Below are 15,061 nucleotides of genomic sequence, written 5' to 3'. Positions count from 1 at the left end.
TCAGGGCGTGAGCCGGTGCAGGTCCCGGGGGAACAACGCCGCCCAGCGGACGTTGCCCAGCCCGAGCAGCCGCGCGGTCCACCGTTCGAGTCCCAACGCGAACCCGCCATGAGGAGGCATTCCATGGGAGAACACGTCGAGGTAGTCCCGGTAGGTCCCGGGGTCGGCGCCGCTGTCGCGCAGCGCGGCGAGGTAGTCGCCGTGGCGGTGCAGCCGCTGCCCGCCGGTCACCAGCTCCACGCCGCGGAACAGCAGGTCGAAACTGTTGGAGTAGCCGGGCCGCTCCGGGTCCGGGTGGGTGTAGAAGGGCCGTTTGGCCATCGGGTACCCGGTGACGAACAGGAACTCGGAGCCGTGGGTGCGCCAGGCCCAGTCCGCCAGCGCCCGCTCGTGCGCCGGCGCGAGGTCCGGTTCGCCGCGCGGGTCGTCGTCGGTCTCGCGCGCGAGCCATTCCTGCGCGTCCTGGAAGTGAATCTCCGGTATCCGTTCCGGCACCATCGGAACGGCGTCGGGCACGAGCCGCGCGGCCGCACCGGCCATCCCGGCCACGACCTCCCGCAGTACCTCCATCACGTCCCGGTGGTCGGTGACGAAGCCGAGTTCGGCGTCCAGGCTGGTGTACTGGGCGAGGTGGCGGGCGGTGTCGTGGGGTTCGGCGCGGAACACCGGCCCGACCTCGTACACCCGCTCGAACACCCCGACCAGCGCCTGCTTGTAGAACTGCGGCGACTGGGCGAGGTAGGCCCGCCGCCCGAAGTAGTCGATCCCGAACACGGTGGCCCCCGACTCGGTGGCCGAGGACACGATCTTCGGCGTGTGGGTCTCCACGAACCCCAGCCCGTCGAGCACCGACCGAAACCCGGCGACGCTGGCCGAGGCGACCTCGAACCGCGCCCGCAACAGCGGGTGCCGCAGGGCGACGGAGGCGTTGTCCAACACCGTGGGCAGCGTGGCCGTGACGGTGGGCCGGTACAGGTCGAACGGACCGGGCACGGCCCGCTCGGACAGCAGGGTGAACTCCGCGTCGACGACCTCACACCCGCCAGGTGCCCTCGAACTGTCCACAACAGACCCCACCACCTCGACGGGCGTCTCCTCAGTCACCCCGTCGGGCAGGTTCCCCACCCCGACAACCTGAACAATCCCCGTCCGATCCCGAACGAGAACGAACGTCACGGATTTCAGTTCACGCCGGCGGTGGACCCAGCCGGCGATCCGAATTCGCTCACCGACGTGTCGACCCACGTCAGCGGCCAGAACTCGAGAGATCATCACACTCCCTGGTGGATTCGTGCGCGATCCCTTGGGAGTGCGGGCGAGAAGGGAACTCGCGGTGCCACCGCACTTTCACCACCGGCGGGAAGCCAGCGGCCTCAACAGGACCCGACAACGGGGGTCACCCGGCGGGGCATGAGGCGTCTGCCGTTCCTCCCCGCACTCAGGAGTGTCTTCACGTGGGGCGCGAGGCCACCATCCCAGCACCGGCGGCTCTCTCCGACTCGCGTTCTCCCCGCGCTACTCGTCTCCGTCAACGCGTTGCCGAGGAGGGTAGAACCGCCGGCCACAACACCGCACCGAATTTTCGGCCCCGGCCTCCGACACCACCGGCCCACCACCCAGCCGTCTCCCGCCCACACACCAGTTCCGACGCGACACCCGCGCGGCACCATCGCCGCCGACGGCACGGCCCACCGGAACTGGATCGCGGACACATCCACGCCGGTCCCACCAACAGCCCGGCCGCTTACCTCGTCCGGCACCACCCGACGCACCCAGCGCTGCCCCGCCGGAACACCACGACCCCGAACAACGGCGACAACAGACCGCCCGAGCGGCTGCCGACCAGCGGCTCACCACCGCCACAACCGGCTCTCCTCCGGTTCAGCCGGGTTGCTCGCCGGCAGTACCTCACCCCACGTCGACGACCAGCACGGCAAGCCCGTCCCCGCCACGGCCATCCCACCGGCCACCACTCGATCCGCCGGGGCCCTCGGCTCCGGACTCGACCTTCACCGCTGGAGCGAGGCGTCCGCCGGGAAGAGCCTCTCAGCAGCCGATCAGCTGACCGCCGAGGTAGTTCTCGAGCTTGTCCATCGAGACGCGTTGCTGGGCCATCGAGTCGCGCTCCCGCACGGTGACCGCCTGGTCGTTGAGGGAGTCGAAGTCGACGGTCACGCAGAACGGGGTGCCGATCTCGTCCTGGCGCCGGTAGCGCCGGCCGATGGCGCCGGCGTCGTCGAAGTCGACGTTCCAGTGGCGGCGCAGGGCGGCCGCGACGTCGCGGGCCTTCGGGGTCAGGTCGGGGTTGCGCGACAGCGGGAGCACCGCGACCTTCACCGGCGCGAGCCGGCGGTCCAGGCTCAGCACGGCCCGCTTGTCCACCCCGCCCTTGGCGTTGGGCGCCTCGTCCTCGCGGTAGGCGTCGAGCAGGAAGGCCATCAGGGGGCGGCCGACACCGGCGGCGGGTTCGATCACGAACGGCCGGTAGCGGGAGCTGGTGGCCTGGTCGAAGTAGGACAGGTCGACCCCGGAGTGGTTGGTGTGCGTGGTGAGGTCGAAGTCCGTGCGGTTGGCGACGCCCTCCAGCTCGCCCCACTCCAGGCCGCCGAACTCGAACCGGTACTCGATGTCGACGGTGCGCTTCGCGTAGTGCGCGAGCTTCTCGGCGGGGTGTTCGTAGAGGCGCAGGTTCTCCCGGCGGATGCCCAGGTCGGTGTACCAGCGCAGCCGCTCGTCGATCCAGTACTGGTGCCATTCCTCGTCGGTGCCCGGTTCGACGAAGAACTCCATCTCCATCTGCTCGAACTCGCGGGTGCGGAAGACGAAGTTGCCGGGGGTGATCTCGTTGCGGAACGACTTGCCGATCTGCCCGATGCCGAACGGCGGCTTGCGCCGCGCGGTGGTCAGCACGTTGAGGAAGTTCACGAAGATCCCCTGCGCGGTCTCCGGGCGCAGGTAGTGCATGCCCTCCTCGGACTCGACCGGTCCGAGGTGGGTCTTGAGCATCATGTTGAACTCGCGCGGCGGGGTGTACTGGCCGCGCACCCCGCAGTTCGGGCACGGCACGTCGACCAGGTTGTCCTCGGCGGCCGGTTTGCCCTCGCGGGCGACGTACTCCTCGGCGAGTTGGTCGGCCCGGAACCGGCGGTGGCAGGAGGTGCATTCCACCAGCGGGTCGTGAAAGGCCGTGACGTGCCCGGAGGCCACCCACACCTGCTTGGGCAGGATCACCGACGAGTCGAGCCCGACGACGTCCTCGCGACGGTGCACCATCGTGCGCCACCACTCGCGCTTGATGTTGTCCTTGAGCTCCACCCCGAGCGGCCCGTAGTCCCAGGCCGAGCGGGTGCCGCCGTAGATCTCGCCGCAGGGGTAGACGAAGCCCCGGCGCTTGCAGAGGTTGACGACGGTCTCGACGCGATCGGCGGGCATGGTGGCACTCCAACTGCTGTGCGCTCGGGGCCAGGGCGTTCAATAGGGGCATTCGACGGGCCCTCAGCGGGGCACAGCCGCCAAAGCGTATCCCCACCGCAGGTTCCACGAACGAGTGACAGATTAGAGTCGATTACCACCACGTTTCCGTTACTAGGTGTAGCTGATACGTCCGGAAGGAGGACGGGTGCGCGGCAAGCGATCAATGAAGGCCAGGCTGCTTCCTGGCGACGGACCGCTCGCGAGAGTGGCCCCGATCGTGGCGTTCCTGGTCGTGGCCGCGGTGTTCGTCATCGGTGTGCTGGTGCGCGGGATGACCGGGGCGCTACTGCTGGGGGCGCTCGCGGCGGGTGTCGCGGTCCTGCTCAGCGCGACGTGGGGCGTGCTGTCGCCGTCCCAGCGGACGGGTCGCGTGCTGGTGCTCGGGGTGCTGGTGGCGATCGCGATCTCGGTTCTCTAGGCGGAACATCCACACGCCGTAGGATGTTGAACACGGTAACCACTATCGGGAGGATGTGCGTCGTGACCTCGGACGCCGTCGCGCGGACGACCCCGCAGCCGGACGAGCAGCCAGCCGGTCACACCTCCGGCGGCCGCCGCGTAACGCTCCCCCGCGACGGTCGTCCCGCCACCACCAAACGTGGCGGCGCCATGGCTCACAGTCACCTCGCTGGCGAGAACCCGGGAACGACCCCGTCCTCTCCCGACCCGCTCACCCGCACCGACCGCACCGACCGCACCGACGAGGATCACCCGATCGAGCACTCGTCCGAGCGTTCCCCGGTCGACGCGGGTGATACTCGCCCGAACGCGGTCATGTCGGCGGCCGGTGACCTGTTGCGCGCCCTGGCCGCCCCGGTACGGATCGCGATCGTGTTGGAACTGCACCGGCACGACCGGTGCGTCCACGAGCTGGTCGAGGCCCTCGGGGTGGCCCAGCCGCTGATCAGCCAGCATCTGCGGGTGTTGAAGTCAGCCGGCGTGGTACGCGGTGAGCGACATGGCCGCGAGGTGGTCTACAGCCTGGTGGACGAGCACCTGGCGCACATCGTGGTGGATGCTGTCGCACACGTGGAGGAGGGAAGTTGATGAGCGAGCGTTCCGCGCCGACCGTGCCGGGCCGGCGTTCGACCAAGCAGCGGGCCGCCGTAGCGAGCCTCCTGGACCAGCTCGACGACTTCCGCTCGGCCCAGGAGCTCCACGAGGAGCTCCGCACCCGGGGCGAGGGCATCGGCCTGACCACGGTCTACCGCACCCTGCAGTCCCTGGCCGACGCCGGCGAGATCGACGTCCTGCGCATCGACAGCGGTGAGGCGGTCTACCGCCGCTGTTCGCGCCACCACCATCACCACCTCGTCTGCCGCGCCTGCGGCCGCACCGTCGAGGTCGAGGGCCCCGCCGTCGAGAAGTGGGCGGAGAAGGTCGCCGCCGAGAACGGCTTCTCCCAGGTGAGCCACACCGTCGAGGTCTTCGGCACCTGCGGCCACTGCCTCACCTGACAACGGGGCGGTGACACCGCCCCACGACCAGACCCCGCCTCCCCACCAACGGTCACAGCCGGCCCTCCCCCGCAACCCGACACCGCCTCCCAACGCCGGCGGACCCGGACTTCCTGACCGACCGCACAGCCGGCTCCCCACCGCCCACCCACCGCCACCAAACCCTCACCAACCGCCACAACCAGCGGCCCTCGTACCGCCGCCGAACCCGGGTTCTTCGCTGACCGCCAGAGCCTGCCCACGTCCGCCCAACTCCGGGCGCCTCTGCCTCCCACCTACCGTCACAGCCTGCTTCTCCGCGGCGGCCCACACACTGCAAGCCAACCGGAGCTCGCGGCCCTGCGCGACCAGCTCGCCCGGGTGTACGGGTCGAGCCGCTACTACCGCCGCCAGTGGGACGAGATCGGCTGGCACCCCGCCGATCTGCGTGCCGGGACGTCGGAACACGCCGACCGCGAGAAGCGCGCCTGATCCTCACCGCCGAAGGCTGTGGTGTCGGGCGCGCGCCTGCCGGGCTACGGCGATGACGCAGATGACCGAGCGGTCCGGTCTCCCAGCCGGCCATCGGGTCGTACTTTCCGCGCGTCACGGACGCCGGCCCCGATGACGTGGTGATCCCGCTGCCCGCCCGAAACCGTCGCCGGCACACACGAAACTGAGGGCGCCCGGGCCGTGGGTGCGGTCACGACCCGGGCGCCCTCCCACCCCCGGCGGATTACTCCGCGGGCAGCCCGTTGCGCGCGATCACGTCGGCGTACCAGCGGGCGCTCTCCTTCGGCGTGCGCTGCTGGGTCTGGAAGTCGACGTGGACCAGGCCGAAGCGCTTGGCGTAGCCCTCGGCCCACTCCAGGTTGTCCAGCAGCGACCAGTAGAAGTAACCGCGCAGGTCCACCCCCTGTTCGATCGCGGACAGGGACGCGCGGAGGTGCCCGTCCAGGAACGCGATCCGGTCGTGGTCGACGACCTTGCCGGACTCGGACAGCTCGTCGGGGTACGCGGCCCCGTTCTCGGTCACGTACAGCGGCAGGTTCGGGAACTCGCGGTGCAGGTCCACCAGCAGCTCCGCCAGCCCCTCCGGCTGGACCTCCCAGCCCATCTCGGTGCGCGGGTGCCCGCTGTCGAGGAACCGCGCGCCCTCGGCGCCGATCCACTCGGTCGGTTCGCCGGCGGCGTCCGGGTCGGTCGGCGAGCCGACGAGCAGGGCGCGGTAGTAGTTCACCCCCAGCAGGTCCACCGGGGCGCCGATGACCGCCAGGTCGCCGTCCTTGATCAGGTCGGGCAGGCCGTAGGGGGTCAGGTCGGCCAGGACGTCGGCCGGGTACTCCCCTCGCAGGATCGGGTCCAGGAACACGCGGTTCTGCAGGCCGTCGACCCGGCGGGCGGTCTCCGCGTCGGCCTTGGAGTCGGTTTCCGGGTGCACCGGGAACAGGTTCAGCGTGATCCCGGCCGGAGCGGCCGACGCCGCCCGGATCCGTTCCATCGCCAGTCCGTGTCCGAGCAGCAGGTGGTGCACGGCGGCGACCGCGGCGGTCGGCGACGTCACGCCCGGCGCGTGCCGGCCCGACGCGTACCCGAGGAACGCCGCGCACCACGGCTCGTTCAGGGTCATCCAGCCGGCCACCCGGTCACCGAGGCGCTCGGCGACGGTCTCGGCGTACTCCGCGAAGCGGTAAGGCGTCTCCCGCGACGTCCAACCGCCCTCGACCTGGAGGGTTTGCGGCAGGTCCCAGTGGTACAGCGTGGCGTAGGGCGCGATGCCGGCCTCGAGCAGCCCGTCGACCAGCCGGTCGTAGAAGTCCAGGCCCGGTTCGTTCACCGGGCCGGCGTCCGGGCGCACCCTCGGCCAGGCCACCGAGAACCGGTACGCACCGAGGCCGAGTGAGGACATCAGCTCGATGTCGGACTCGTAACGCCGGTAGTGGTCGGCGGCCGGATCACCGGTGTCGCCGTTGACCACGGCGCCCGGCCGGCGGCAGAACTCGTCCCAGATCGAGTCCGTCCGTCCGTCCACAGTGGTCGCTCCCTCAACCTGGAACGACGCGGTCGCGGCTCCCCACACGAAACCGGTGGGAAAGCTCAGCGACACCGACTGTGCGGATTCCGGCAATACTGACATGGTCACCCCTTCACGGCGCCTTGCATGATCCCGGCCACGATCTGGCGGCCGAGCACGACGAAAACGATCAGGATCGGAATGGTCGCGAGCGTGGTCCCCGCCAGCACCAGCGAGTAGTCCACGTAGAACCCGCTCTGCAACCGCTCCAGCGCCAACTGAACCGTCGGGTTCTCCGCGTTCAGCACGACGAGCGGCCACAGGAAGTCGTTCCACGAGGTCATGAACGTGAACATGCCGAGGAACGCGGCCGCCGGGCGCACCGCCGGCAGGCACACGTGCCAGTACACCCGGATCATCGAGCAGCCGTCCACCCTCGCGGCCTCGATGAGCTCGTAGGGAACGACCTGCATCGTGTACTGGCGCATCCAGAACACGCCGATCGCGGTGACCAGGTTCGGCACGATCACCGCCTGCAGCTCACCGGCCCAACCGAACTCGGCCATCGCCATGTACAGCGGGATGATGCCGAGCTGGGTGGGTACGGCGAGGGTCGCGACCACGATCACGAACAGCGCGTTGCGCCCCCGGAAACGCAGTTTGGCGAAGGCGAACCCGGCCAGGGTCGAGAACAGGACCGTGGTCAGGGTCACCGTGCCGGACACGATCAGGCTGTTGCCCAACGACTTCCAGAACGGCACCGAGTCGAACACCCGTGCCGCGTTGGACAGGAAGTTCCCGCCCGGCAGCAGCGGTGGGACCTGCTCGGTGAGCATCGAGCTGTCCCGGCTGGCGACCAGGAACGACCAGTAGAACGGGAAGATCGAGCCGATCAGGAACGCGATCAGCAGCCCGTACACCCAGAACCGGGCGCGGCGTGCGCCCGTCGCGTCGACGGTGTGCCGACGCACCTTCGCTGGCAGTGCGATCATCGGGCACCGTCCTCGGGAGCCCCGGTCGACGCCAGTCGTCGGGTGAGCAGGAAGTTGATCAACGCGATCACGATGATCAGGACGAACAGCACCCACGCGATCGCGGAGGCGTAGCCGAGGTCCTGGGTCTCGAACGCGGTTTGGTACATGTACAGCGTGATCGTCTGGAACTGGTTGGACGATCCGCCGTTGTTCGAGCCCGGCATCGCGTCGAACAGCTTGGGTTCGGTGAAGATCTGCAGCCCGCCGATGGTCGAGGTGATGACCACGAAGATCAGCGTCGGTCGCAGCAGCGGCAGGGTGATGTTGAAGAACCGCCGCGACGCGCCGGCGCCGTCGATCATGGCCGCCTCGTGGACGTCGCGCGGGATCGCCTTCATGGCGGCCAGCACGATCAGCGCGTTGTAGCCGGTCCACCGCCAGTTCACCATGACCGCGATCGCCACGTGCGAGGCGAAGCGGTTGGCCTGCCAGTCGATCCGGTCGAACCCGAGCAGTTCGAGGATCCCGTTCACCAGGCCGTAGTTGGGCCCGAACAGGTTGGCGAAGATGATGCCCAGCGCGACCAGGCTGGCCACGTAGGGCAGCAGAACGCCCACCCGCCAGCCGGTGGGTGTGCGCAGCCTGGTGTTGAGCAGCGCGGCCAGGCCGACCGCGACGATGATCTGCGGAATCGTGGAGAGCAGGAAGATGCTGACGGTGTTGACCAGCGTCGTCCAGAACTGGGTGTCACTGAGCAGAGTGGCGTAGTTGTCGAACCCGACCCAGGTGCCCTCGATGTCGAGCAGTTCCCGGTCGAACAGCGAGAGGTAGGCCGTGTACAGCACCGGGAAGAGCCCGACCACCCCGAACACCACGAAGAACGGCGCGATGTACAGGTAGGGGGACCACTTCACGTCGGCCACGCTCAGCCGCTGGCGCCAGGTCAGCCTCGGCTTGGGTGGCCGGGGCGGGGCGGGCGCCGCTCTGCTCGGCGTCCGCCCCGCGTCCGTGTCGACCGAACTGGTCATCAGCCGGCGATCCTCTTGGCGGCGTCCACCGCCTGCTGCCAGCCTTCATCGGCGGACTTGGTGCCCTGCTCGACCGCCTGCAGCGCGGGACTGGTGGCGTTCTCCTGGATCTTGCCGTCGCCAGGGCCCTTGTACTGCGCCTTCTCGACCTTGTTGGCCTGCGCGGCGTACAGCTCGCCGACCTTCACGCCGCCGAAGTACTCGTTGGTGAAGCCCAGCAGCTCCGGCGAGGACAGCGCGTCGACCTGGCTCGGGAAGTTACCGGTCTTCTGGAAGGCCTTGATCTGCTGCTCCGGCGCGGTCAGCCACGCGGCGAGCTTGGCGGCCTCCTCGGGGTGCTCGCTCTGCTTGGGCACGGCCAGGAACGAGCCGCCCCAGTTGCCGCCACCGCCGGGGAACGCGTCGGTGACCGCCCACTTGCCGGCGTTGTCCGGGCCGGCCTGCTCCTCGACCACGCCGAGCATCCAGGACGGGCAGGTCTTGGTGGCGAAGGCACCCTGCTTGAAGCCGTTGTTCCACTCAGGACTGAACGCGACGAGCTTGGCGGTCTGGCCACGGCTGCCGGCGGCGGTCACCATGTCCCAGTTCTTCCGGATGTCGGCGTTGGACTCCATCGCGAGCTTGTTGTCCTTGTCGAGATATCCGGTCTCGAGCTGGTTCTGCATCGCGTTGAAGATCTGCGAGTTGGAGTCGTACCAGGCCTTGCCAGTCTTCTCGGCGTAGGTGTCACCGGCCTCGAAGTAGGACTCCCAGGTCTCGAACAGCGGCTTGACGGCCTCGGGGTCCGACGGCAGACCAGCGGCGTCGAACAGGTCCTTGCGGTAGCACATGGCCAGCGGGCCGATGTCGGTGCCGTAACCGATCCAGGTGCCGTCCTTGGCGGTGGCGGCCTCGACCTTCCAGGGCAGCCAGCGGTCGGGCGTCACGTCCTCCGGGCCGATGTCGCCGAGGTTGTTGAACAGGTGTGGCTTGTCGAGGACGTCGGGGATGTGCCCCTCCTCGATCGCGACGACGTCCTCCAGGCCGGAGTTCGCCGCGAGCTTGGTGAGCAGCTGCTGGTGGTAGGGCCCGCCCTGCCCGGTCTTGTGATGGGTGATCTTGACGCCCGGGTTCAGGCGCTCGTACTCCTTGAGCAGGTCCTCGTATCCGAACTCGGTGAACGTGCCGATGGTGAGTTCGATCTGGTCGCCGTCGCCACTGCCCCCGGACGAGGAGCCGTCATCGCCACAGGCAGTCAGACCGACCATCGCGGTGAGCGAGATCGCGCCGGCTAACACCCTTGTTTGCATACGTCGCACGTCTGTCGTCCCTTGTGTCTGACTGAATTCTGGGAGCGCTCCCAGAACGAGATACCGAGTGTGGTCCCGGGCACTCCGGGCTGTCAAGGAAAACACGGCGGCCTTTATCCGGATCGTTAGGGAGCGCTCCCAGAATCTGCCGATAGACTCCCTGCGTGCCACCCCGCTCCCAGGACGAACGCCCCACGCTGGAGGATGTCGCCGCCTACGCCGGCGTGTCCCGTTCCACCGCGTCCCGCGCCCTCAACGACGATGCCTATGTCAGCACCCGGTCCAGGGAGAAGGTCCTCGGAGCGGCGAGAGAGCTCGGCTACTCCCCCAACCAGGCGGCCCGCTCACTGGTCACCCGCCGCACCGGGGCAGTGGCCGTCGTGCTCTCCGAGCCCGAGTCGAAGGTGCTCGACGACCCGTACTTCGCCACGGTCATGCACGGCGCGTACCGCGAACTGTCGGCGACCGGCGTGCAGATGCTGTTGATGTTCGTCGACAGCCGCGAGGACGTGCCGAGAACGATCCGCTTCCTGGAGGGCGGCCACGTCGACGGCGCCCTGGTCTTCGCCCCCCACCAGGGCGACCCGCTGCCGACGGCGCTGCGCCTGCTACGGCTGCCGGTGGTCTACGGCGGCCGCCCCGGCTCGGCGCGCCGCGGCGTGCACGCGGTTGACTTCGACAACCGCGCCGGCGCCCGCCTGGCGGTGCGCCACCTGCTGTCCACCGGCCGCCGACGGATCGCGACGGTTACCGGCATGCTCGACCACCCGGCCGCCTCCGACCGGCTCGCCGGCTGGCAGGACGCCCTGGTGGAGTTCGGCCTGGACCCCACCGGCCTGTCGGAGGCCGGCGACTTCACCATGCCCAGCGGCGAGCGGGCCATGACCGCCCTGTTGGAACGGGCCCCCGACCTCGACGGTGTGTTCGCGGCCAGCGACCCGATGGCGGCGGGCGCGATGCGGGCCATCCGCGCCGCCGGCCGCCGCATCCCGGACGACATCGGCATCATCGGTTTCGACGACCAGCCGACCCTGGCGCCCGCGATGAACCCGCCGCTGACCTCGGTGCACCAGGATCCCCGCGAACAGATCCGGCACATGGTCCGCACGCTGATGGCGCTGCTCGCCGGCGAACAGGTCCGTCCGGACACGACCGTGCTGCCGGTGACCCTGGAGGTCCGCGACTCGGCCTGAGGCGGGCGGCTAGTGCTCGTACGGGTCCTTGGGTTCGGGCACCGGCCGCAGCGCGTGCACCGAGGCGGAGGGGACGTACTCGGTGGCCTTGGTGGCCGTGTCCGGCACCACCTCGACGACGACCTCGATCCAGCTGTCGTCGGGGTGGCCGGCCAGGTCGGCCCCGTCGAGCCGCACCTTGACCGGGTACGCGTCGGCGGCACAACACCCGATGGCCATCCGGGCGAGGTAGCCACCATCCCCTTCGTGCACGACGAACCCGGTCAGCCGGATCCGGCGGTCGTCCAGCGAGTCCGCCGAGTCCCAGGCCGCCCGCTCGACGAACTCGGTCAGCTGCAGGGCGATCACGTCACCGGTGGGCAGCGGCGGGTACAGGCTGGAGCCGTCGAACTCGCTGGCCGCCGCCACCCGGGGCGCGGTGTCCGCCGCCCGCTGCACCGAGTCGGCCCCCAGCGCCGGCGGCGCCACCAGGAAGACGGCGAACACCGGAAGCGCCAACAACCAGGCACTCCTCGTCGAATGCGAATGCCCGTCGTGCCCGTCGTGCCCGTCGTGCCCGTCGTGCCCGTGCCCGTCGTGCCCGTCGTGCCCGTGCCCGTCATGACCGCCGTGCCTGCCGTGCCCGTCGTTGCCGTCACGCCCGTCGAGGCCTCCGAGCCCGTCGTACTCGCCGCGGCCGTCGTACTCGCCGCGCCCGTCGCGCCCGCCGGTGTCGCTGTACTCGCCGCGGCCGTCGGAGCCGCTGTACTCGCCGCGCCCGCCGCGCCCGTCGGAGCCGCTGTACTCGCCGTCGGGCCCGCCATTCCCGTTGTGCCCGCCATGGTCACCGCGGACAGGCGGCCTGCCGTGACCACCGGCCGAGCCTGCCCGGGCGTGCCCGAGGTCTGCGGGAGCGCCGGCGGCCGGTCCACCACCGGGACCGACGACGTCCACATCCGCGTGCCCGCCGTCGCCGGGCACCGCACCACCGACCGTCGTCCCGGAGTGCTCGGCGGCGACCACACCGTCACCCGCGTCGCCGGCCAGCGAGACATCGGAACGCGACCCGCCGGCACGTGCGGCGTCGACCGGCACCGTCCCGGTGTCGACTGGGTCCGTGATGGTCAGGTGCGTCAGATCGGTGCGGGCGATTCGCGCGGGCACCGCTTCCGTACGCGCCACGACCGGCTCGGCGGCCTCCGCGTCGACCATCTCGTCGAGATCCGTGTCGGCGGTCGCGGCGTGGGCGCGCAGGTCGCGGGCGATGGCGAAGGCGGCGAGCACGAGCATCACCACACCGGCGAAGATCAGCAGCCATTGGTGGGCCGGTTTGACGTAGCGCAGGTAGGTGCCGGTGAACGAGATCTTCAGCAGGGCGCCGCCCAGCAGGACGAGCAGAATGTTCTGCGTCTCGCGCCTCACAAGAACACCACCCCGGCCAGCACGGCGCACACGATGGCGACGATAAAGGTCAACGGCGCGAACCGCAGCGCGAAACGGCGGCCGAGCGTGCCGGCCTGCAGCACGAACAGCTTGATGTCGATCGCCGGACCGACCACCAGGAACACCAGTCGCGGCAGCAGCGGGAGCGCTGAGAGGGACGCGGCGACGAACGCGTCCGCCTCGCTGCACAGCGCGAGCAGCACGGCGAGTACGGCCATCACGACGATGCCCAGGATGAGCTGGTCGCCGAGGGTGTCGAACCAGGAGCGCGGGAGCGCGACGTTGAGCGCGGCCGCCGTGAGCCCGCCGACCACGAGGAAACCACCGGCTTCGACGAGGTCCTGGCGGGCGGTTTCGACGAACATGGTCCAGCGTGACCGGGCGCCTCTGGGCGCCGGCACCCGCCGGGTCGCCCACGACGCGAACCACTCACCTCGCCCGAACCGCGCCCAGAGCCAGCCGACGACCAGCGCGGTGGCCATCGACCCGGCGAACCGGGCGACCACCATCATCGGCTCGCCGGGGAACGCGACCGCGGTGGACACCAGCACGATCGGGTTCACCGCCGGTGCCGCGAGCAGGAACGTCAACGCCACCGACGGCGCGACGTCCTGCTGGATGAGCCGCCGGGCCACCGGCACCGCCGCGCACTCGCAGTTGGGCAGCGCGACCCCGGCCACGCCGGCGACCGGGACGGCGAGCGCGGCCCGGCGCGGCAGCACCTTGCGCAGCGTGTCGGCCGACACGAACGCCGCGATCGCCCCGCTGACCAGGACCCCGAGGACCAGGAACGGCAACGCCTGTACACAGATCGCGACGAACACCGTCGCCCCGGTCCGCAGCGCCGGTGTGTCGAGCGCGGAGACCAGCCAGCTCTGGCCGATCAGCGCGACGACGAACAGCACGCAGAGGACCTCGAGCGAAGTGATGCGCCGCCTCGGCCTGATCTCGGCCGGTGCGTCGACGGTCACCGCTTCGGCGCCTCGTCCAGCAGTTCGGCACGCAGCTGCGAGGCGGTGGAGACGACCAGCATCAGCAGGGTCCCCAGCGCCGGCTCCGCGATCCCGTCGGCCGGGAAGGCGTAACGCAGCGTGACATCCATGCCCTTGTCGGTGTGCACGACACCGAGCGTGCCGAACAGGCCCTGACCGGCCCGCTCGGCCGCGGACGACGCGAGGTTCGGGTCGTCGGGCAGGTCCCACGCGACGACGCAGGTCAGGCTGAGGACCGTCAGGCCCTCGGCGAGCTGCATGGCCTGCACCGCGCACGGAACGTCGACGTGCCGGAAGCTCAGCGCGCCGTCGTCGTCCACGTGCACGTCGTGGAAGGTCTCCAGCGCCTTACGGGCCTTGGTGAGCAGGTCGGCGGTGGTCAACGCCTCCTGTTCGCTCATGCTTCCCCCTCGCCGGCCGGGGTCGGCGCCGCGTCGACGGCACCGCCGAACCGGCGGTCTCGGCGCGCGAACTGCTCGCAGGCGCGCCACAGGTCTCGCCGGTCGAAATCCGGCCACAGAATGTCCTGGAACACCAGCTCAGCGTAGGCGGACTGCCACAGCATGAAGTTTGAGGTCCGTTGTTCACCCGATGGGCGGATAAACAGATCCACGTCCGGCATGTCGGGTTGATACAGGTACTTGGCGATGGTTCGGTGGTCGACTTTTTCGGGGTTGAGCTTGCCCGAGGCGACGAGGCGGGCGATCTCGCGCGCCGCGTCGCCGATCTCGGCCCGGCCGCCGTAGTTGATGCACATGGCGAGGTTGAGCACGTCGTTGCCGGCGGTGCGCTGCTCGGCGGACTCCAGCTCGCTGATCACGCTGCGCCACAACCGGGGGCGCCGGCCGGCCCACCGCACCCGCACTCCCATGGCGTCGAGTTCGTCGGTCCGCCGGCGGATGACGTCGCGGGAGAAGCCCATCAGGAAGCGGACCTCCTCCGGGCTGCGACGCCAGTTCTCGGTGGAGAACGCGTACAGCGACAGCCACTTCACGCCCAGCTCGATGCACCCGCGGGCGACCTCGACGACGACCGCCTCGCCGCGTTTGTGGCCCTCGACGCGGGTCAGCCCCCGCTGGTTGGCCCAGCGTCCGTTGCCGTCCATCACGATGGCCACGTGCTGGGGTACGAACTGCGCGGGTATCGCCGGCGGTCGCGCACCGGACGGGTGCGGAGCGGGCGGCTCGACGGGCTTGTCAGCCGGTCGGGTTGGCGTGCTGGTACGTCGCCGAAGCAACT

14 protein-coding genes and 1 pseudogene are annotated in these 15,061 nt (G+C 70.0%); 4 read left to right on the top strand and 11 right to left on the bottom strand.

Going from position 1 to position 15,061, the window contains the following annotated elements:
* The gene (aspS, locus tag BLA60_RS23080) at nt 1-1,272 is read right to left on the bottom strand and encodes an aspartate--tRNA(Asn) ligase (RefSeq protein ID WP_075135066.1); all 1,272 of its coding nucleotides are present in this window, start codon (nt 1,270-1,272) and stop codon (nt 1-3) included.
* Nucleotides 1,273-2,046: 774 nt separating this feature from the next.
* A complete protein-coding gene (locus BLA60_RS23075; protein ID WP_075135065.1) occupies nt 2,047-3,432 on the bottom strand; it encodes a glycine--tRNA ligase in 1,386 nt (461 codons plus the stop codon).
* Between the two features lie 247 nt (nt 3,433-3,679).
* Between BLA60_RS23075 and BLA60_RS23070 the strand changes: the two genes are divergently transcribed.
* The 3 genes from BLA60_RS23070 (at nt 3,680) to BLA60_RS23060 (ending at nt 4,931) form a co-directional block, all read left to right on the top strand.
* Complete coding sequence (locus BLA60_RS23070; protein ID WP_245812101.1) at nt 3,680-3,892, top strand: DUF6703 family protein; 213 nt, start codon at nt 3,680-3,682, stop codon at nt 3,890-3,892.
* 191 nt (nt 3,893-4,083) lie between these two features.
* Nucleotides 4,084-4,521 carry an ArsR/SmtB family transcription factor gene (locus BLA60_RS44605; protein WP_084735221.1) on the top strand — a complete coding sequence of 146 codons (438 nt, stop codon included), beginning with the start codon at nt 4,084-4,086 and terminating at the stop codon, nt 4,519-4,521.
* Nucleotides 4,521-4,931, top strand: a complete 411-nt coding sequence (locus BLA60_RS23060; RefSeq protein WP_075135063.1) for a Fur family transcriptional regulator — start codon at nt 4,521-4,523, stop codon at nt 4,929-4,931. The genes BLA60_RS44605 and BLA60_RS23060 overlap by 1 nt, the downstream gene beginning before the upstream one ends.
* A gap of 715 nt (nt 4,932-5,646) precedes the next feature.
* On the opposite strand, the gene BLA60_RS23055 is transcribed toward BLA60_RS23060, so the two are convergent.
* The 4 genes from BLA60_RS23055 to BLA60_RS23040 are packed head-to-tail and all read right to left on the bottom strand — an operon-like array spanning nt 5,647 to nt 10,215.
* Nucleotides 5,647-7,047 carry a GH1 family beta-glucosidase gene (locus BLA60_RS23055; protein WP_075135062.1) on the bottom strand — a complete coding sequence of 467 codons (1,401 nt, stop codon included), beginning with the start codon at nt 7,045-7,047 and terminating at the stop codon, nt 5,647-5,649.
* Nucleotides 7,048-7,049: 2 nt separating this feature from the next.
* The gene (locus BLA60_RS23050; RefSeq protein ID WP_075135061.1) at nt 7,050-7,916 is read right to left on the bottom strand and encodes a carbohydrate ABC transporter permease; all 867 of its coding nucleotides are present in this window, start codon (nt 7,914-7,916) and stop codon (nt 7,050-7,052) included.
* On the bottom strand, nt 7,913-8,926 hold the full coding sequence (locus BLA60_RS23045; RefSeq protein ID WP_075135060.1) for a carbohydrate ABC transporter permease: 1,014 nt from the start codon (nt 8,924-8,926) through the stop codon (nt 7,913-7,915). The genes BLA60_RS23050 and BLA60_RS23045 overlap by 4 nt, the downstream gene beginning before the upstream one ends.
* Nucleotides 8,926-10,215: an ABC transporter substrate-binding protein gene (locus tag BLA60_RS23040; protein ID WP_084735199.1), complete on the bottom strand. Its 1,290-nt coding sequence runs from the start codon at nt 10,213-10,215 to the stop codon at nt 8,926-8,928. Before BLA60_RS23040 ends, BLA60_RS23045 begins: the two co-directional genes overlap by 1 nt.
* Before the next feature lie 164 nt (nt 10,216-10,379).
* Here BLA60_RS23040 and BLA60_RS23035 point away from each other — a divergent pair, with 164 nt between their 5' ends.
* Entirely contained in the window at nt 10,380-11,408 is a 1,029-nt protein-coding gene (locus BLA60_RS23035; RefSeq protein WP_075135058.1) for a LacI family DNA-binding transcriptional regulator, read from the top strand.
* Nucleotides 11,409-11,417: 9 nt separating this feature from the next.
* Here BLA60_RS23035 and BLA60_RS43510 read toward each other — a convergent pair whose 3' ends face one another.
* The 5 genes and pseudogenes from BLA60_RS43510 to BLA60_RS23015 all read right to left on the bottom strand — a co-directional run bounded on the left by BLA60_RS43510 (nt 11,418) and on the right by BLA60_RS23015 (nt 15,059).
* Complete coding sequence (locus BLA60_RS43510; RefSeq protein ID WP_211288830.1) at nt 11,418-12,599, bottom strand: TIGR03943 family putative permease subunit; 1,182 nt, start codon at nt 12,597-12,599, stop codon at nt 11,418-11,420.
* An 18-nt stretch (nt 12,600-12,617) separates the two neighbouring features.
* Nucleotides 12,618-12,809 (bottom strand): annotated as a pseudogene (locus tag BLA60_RS42340) (DUF1980 domain-containing protein); the annotation flags it as partial.
* Nucleotides 12,806-13,801, bottom strand: a complete 996-nt coding sequence (locus BLA60_RS23025; protein WP_075135056.1) for a permease — start codon at nt 13,799-13,801, stop codon at nt 12,806-12,808. The pseudogene BLA60_RS42340 and the gene BLA60_RS23025, both read right to left, overlap by 4 nt.
* Nucleotides 13,798-14,223 carry a hypothetical protein gene (locus BLA60_RS23020; protein WP_075135055.1) on the bottom strand — a complete coding sequence of 142 codons (426 nt, stop codon included), beginning with the start codon at nt 14,221-14,223 and terminating at the stop codon, nt 13,798-13,800. The genes BLA60_RS23025 and BLA60_RS23020 overlap by 4 nt, the downstream gene beginning before the upstream one ends.
* Nucleotides 14,220-15,059, bottom strand: a complete 840-nt coding sequence (locus tag BLA60_RS23015) for an isoprenyl transferase (RefSeq protein ID WP_075135242.1) — start codon at nt 15,057-15,059, stop codon at nt 14,220-14,222. The genes BLA60_RS23020 and BLA60_RS23015 overlap by 4 nt, the downstream gene beginning before the upstream one ends.
* Between the last annotated feature and the right edge of the window lie 2 nt (nt 15,060-15,061).

Origin of the sequence: Actinophytocola xinjiangensis, from assembly GCF_001921215.1 — a bacterium.
Classification (GTDB): Bacteria; Actinomycetota; Actinomycetes; order Mycobacteriales; family Pseudonocardiaceae; genus Actinophytocola; species Actinophytocola xinjiangensis.
This window is presented reverse-complemented; position numbering and strand designations above follow the sequence as displayed.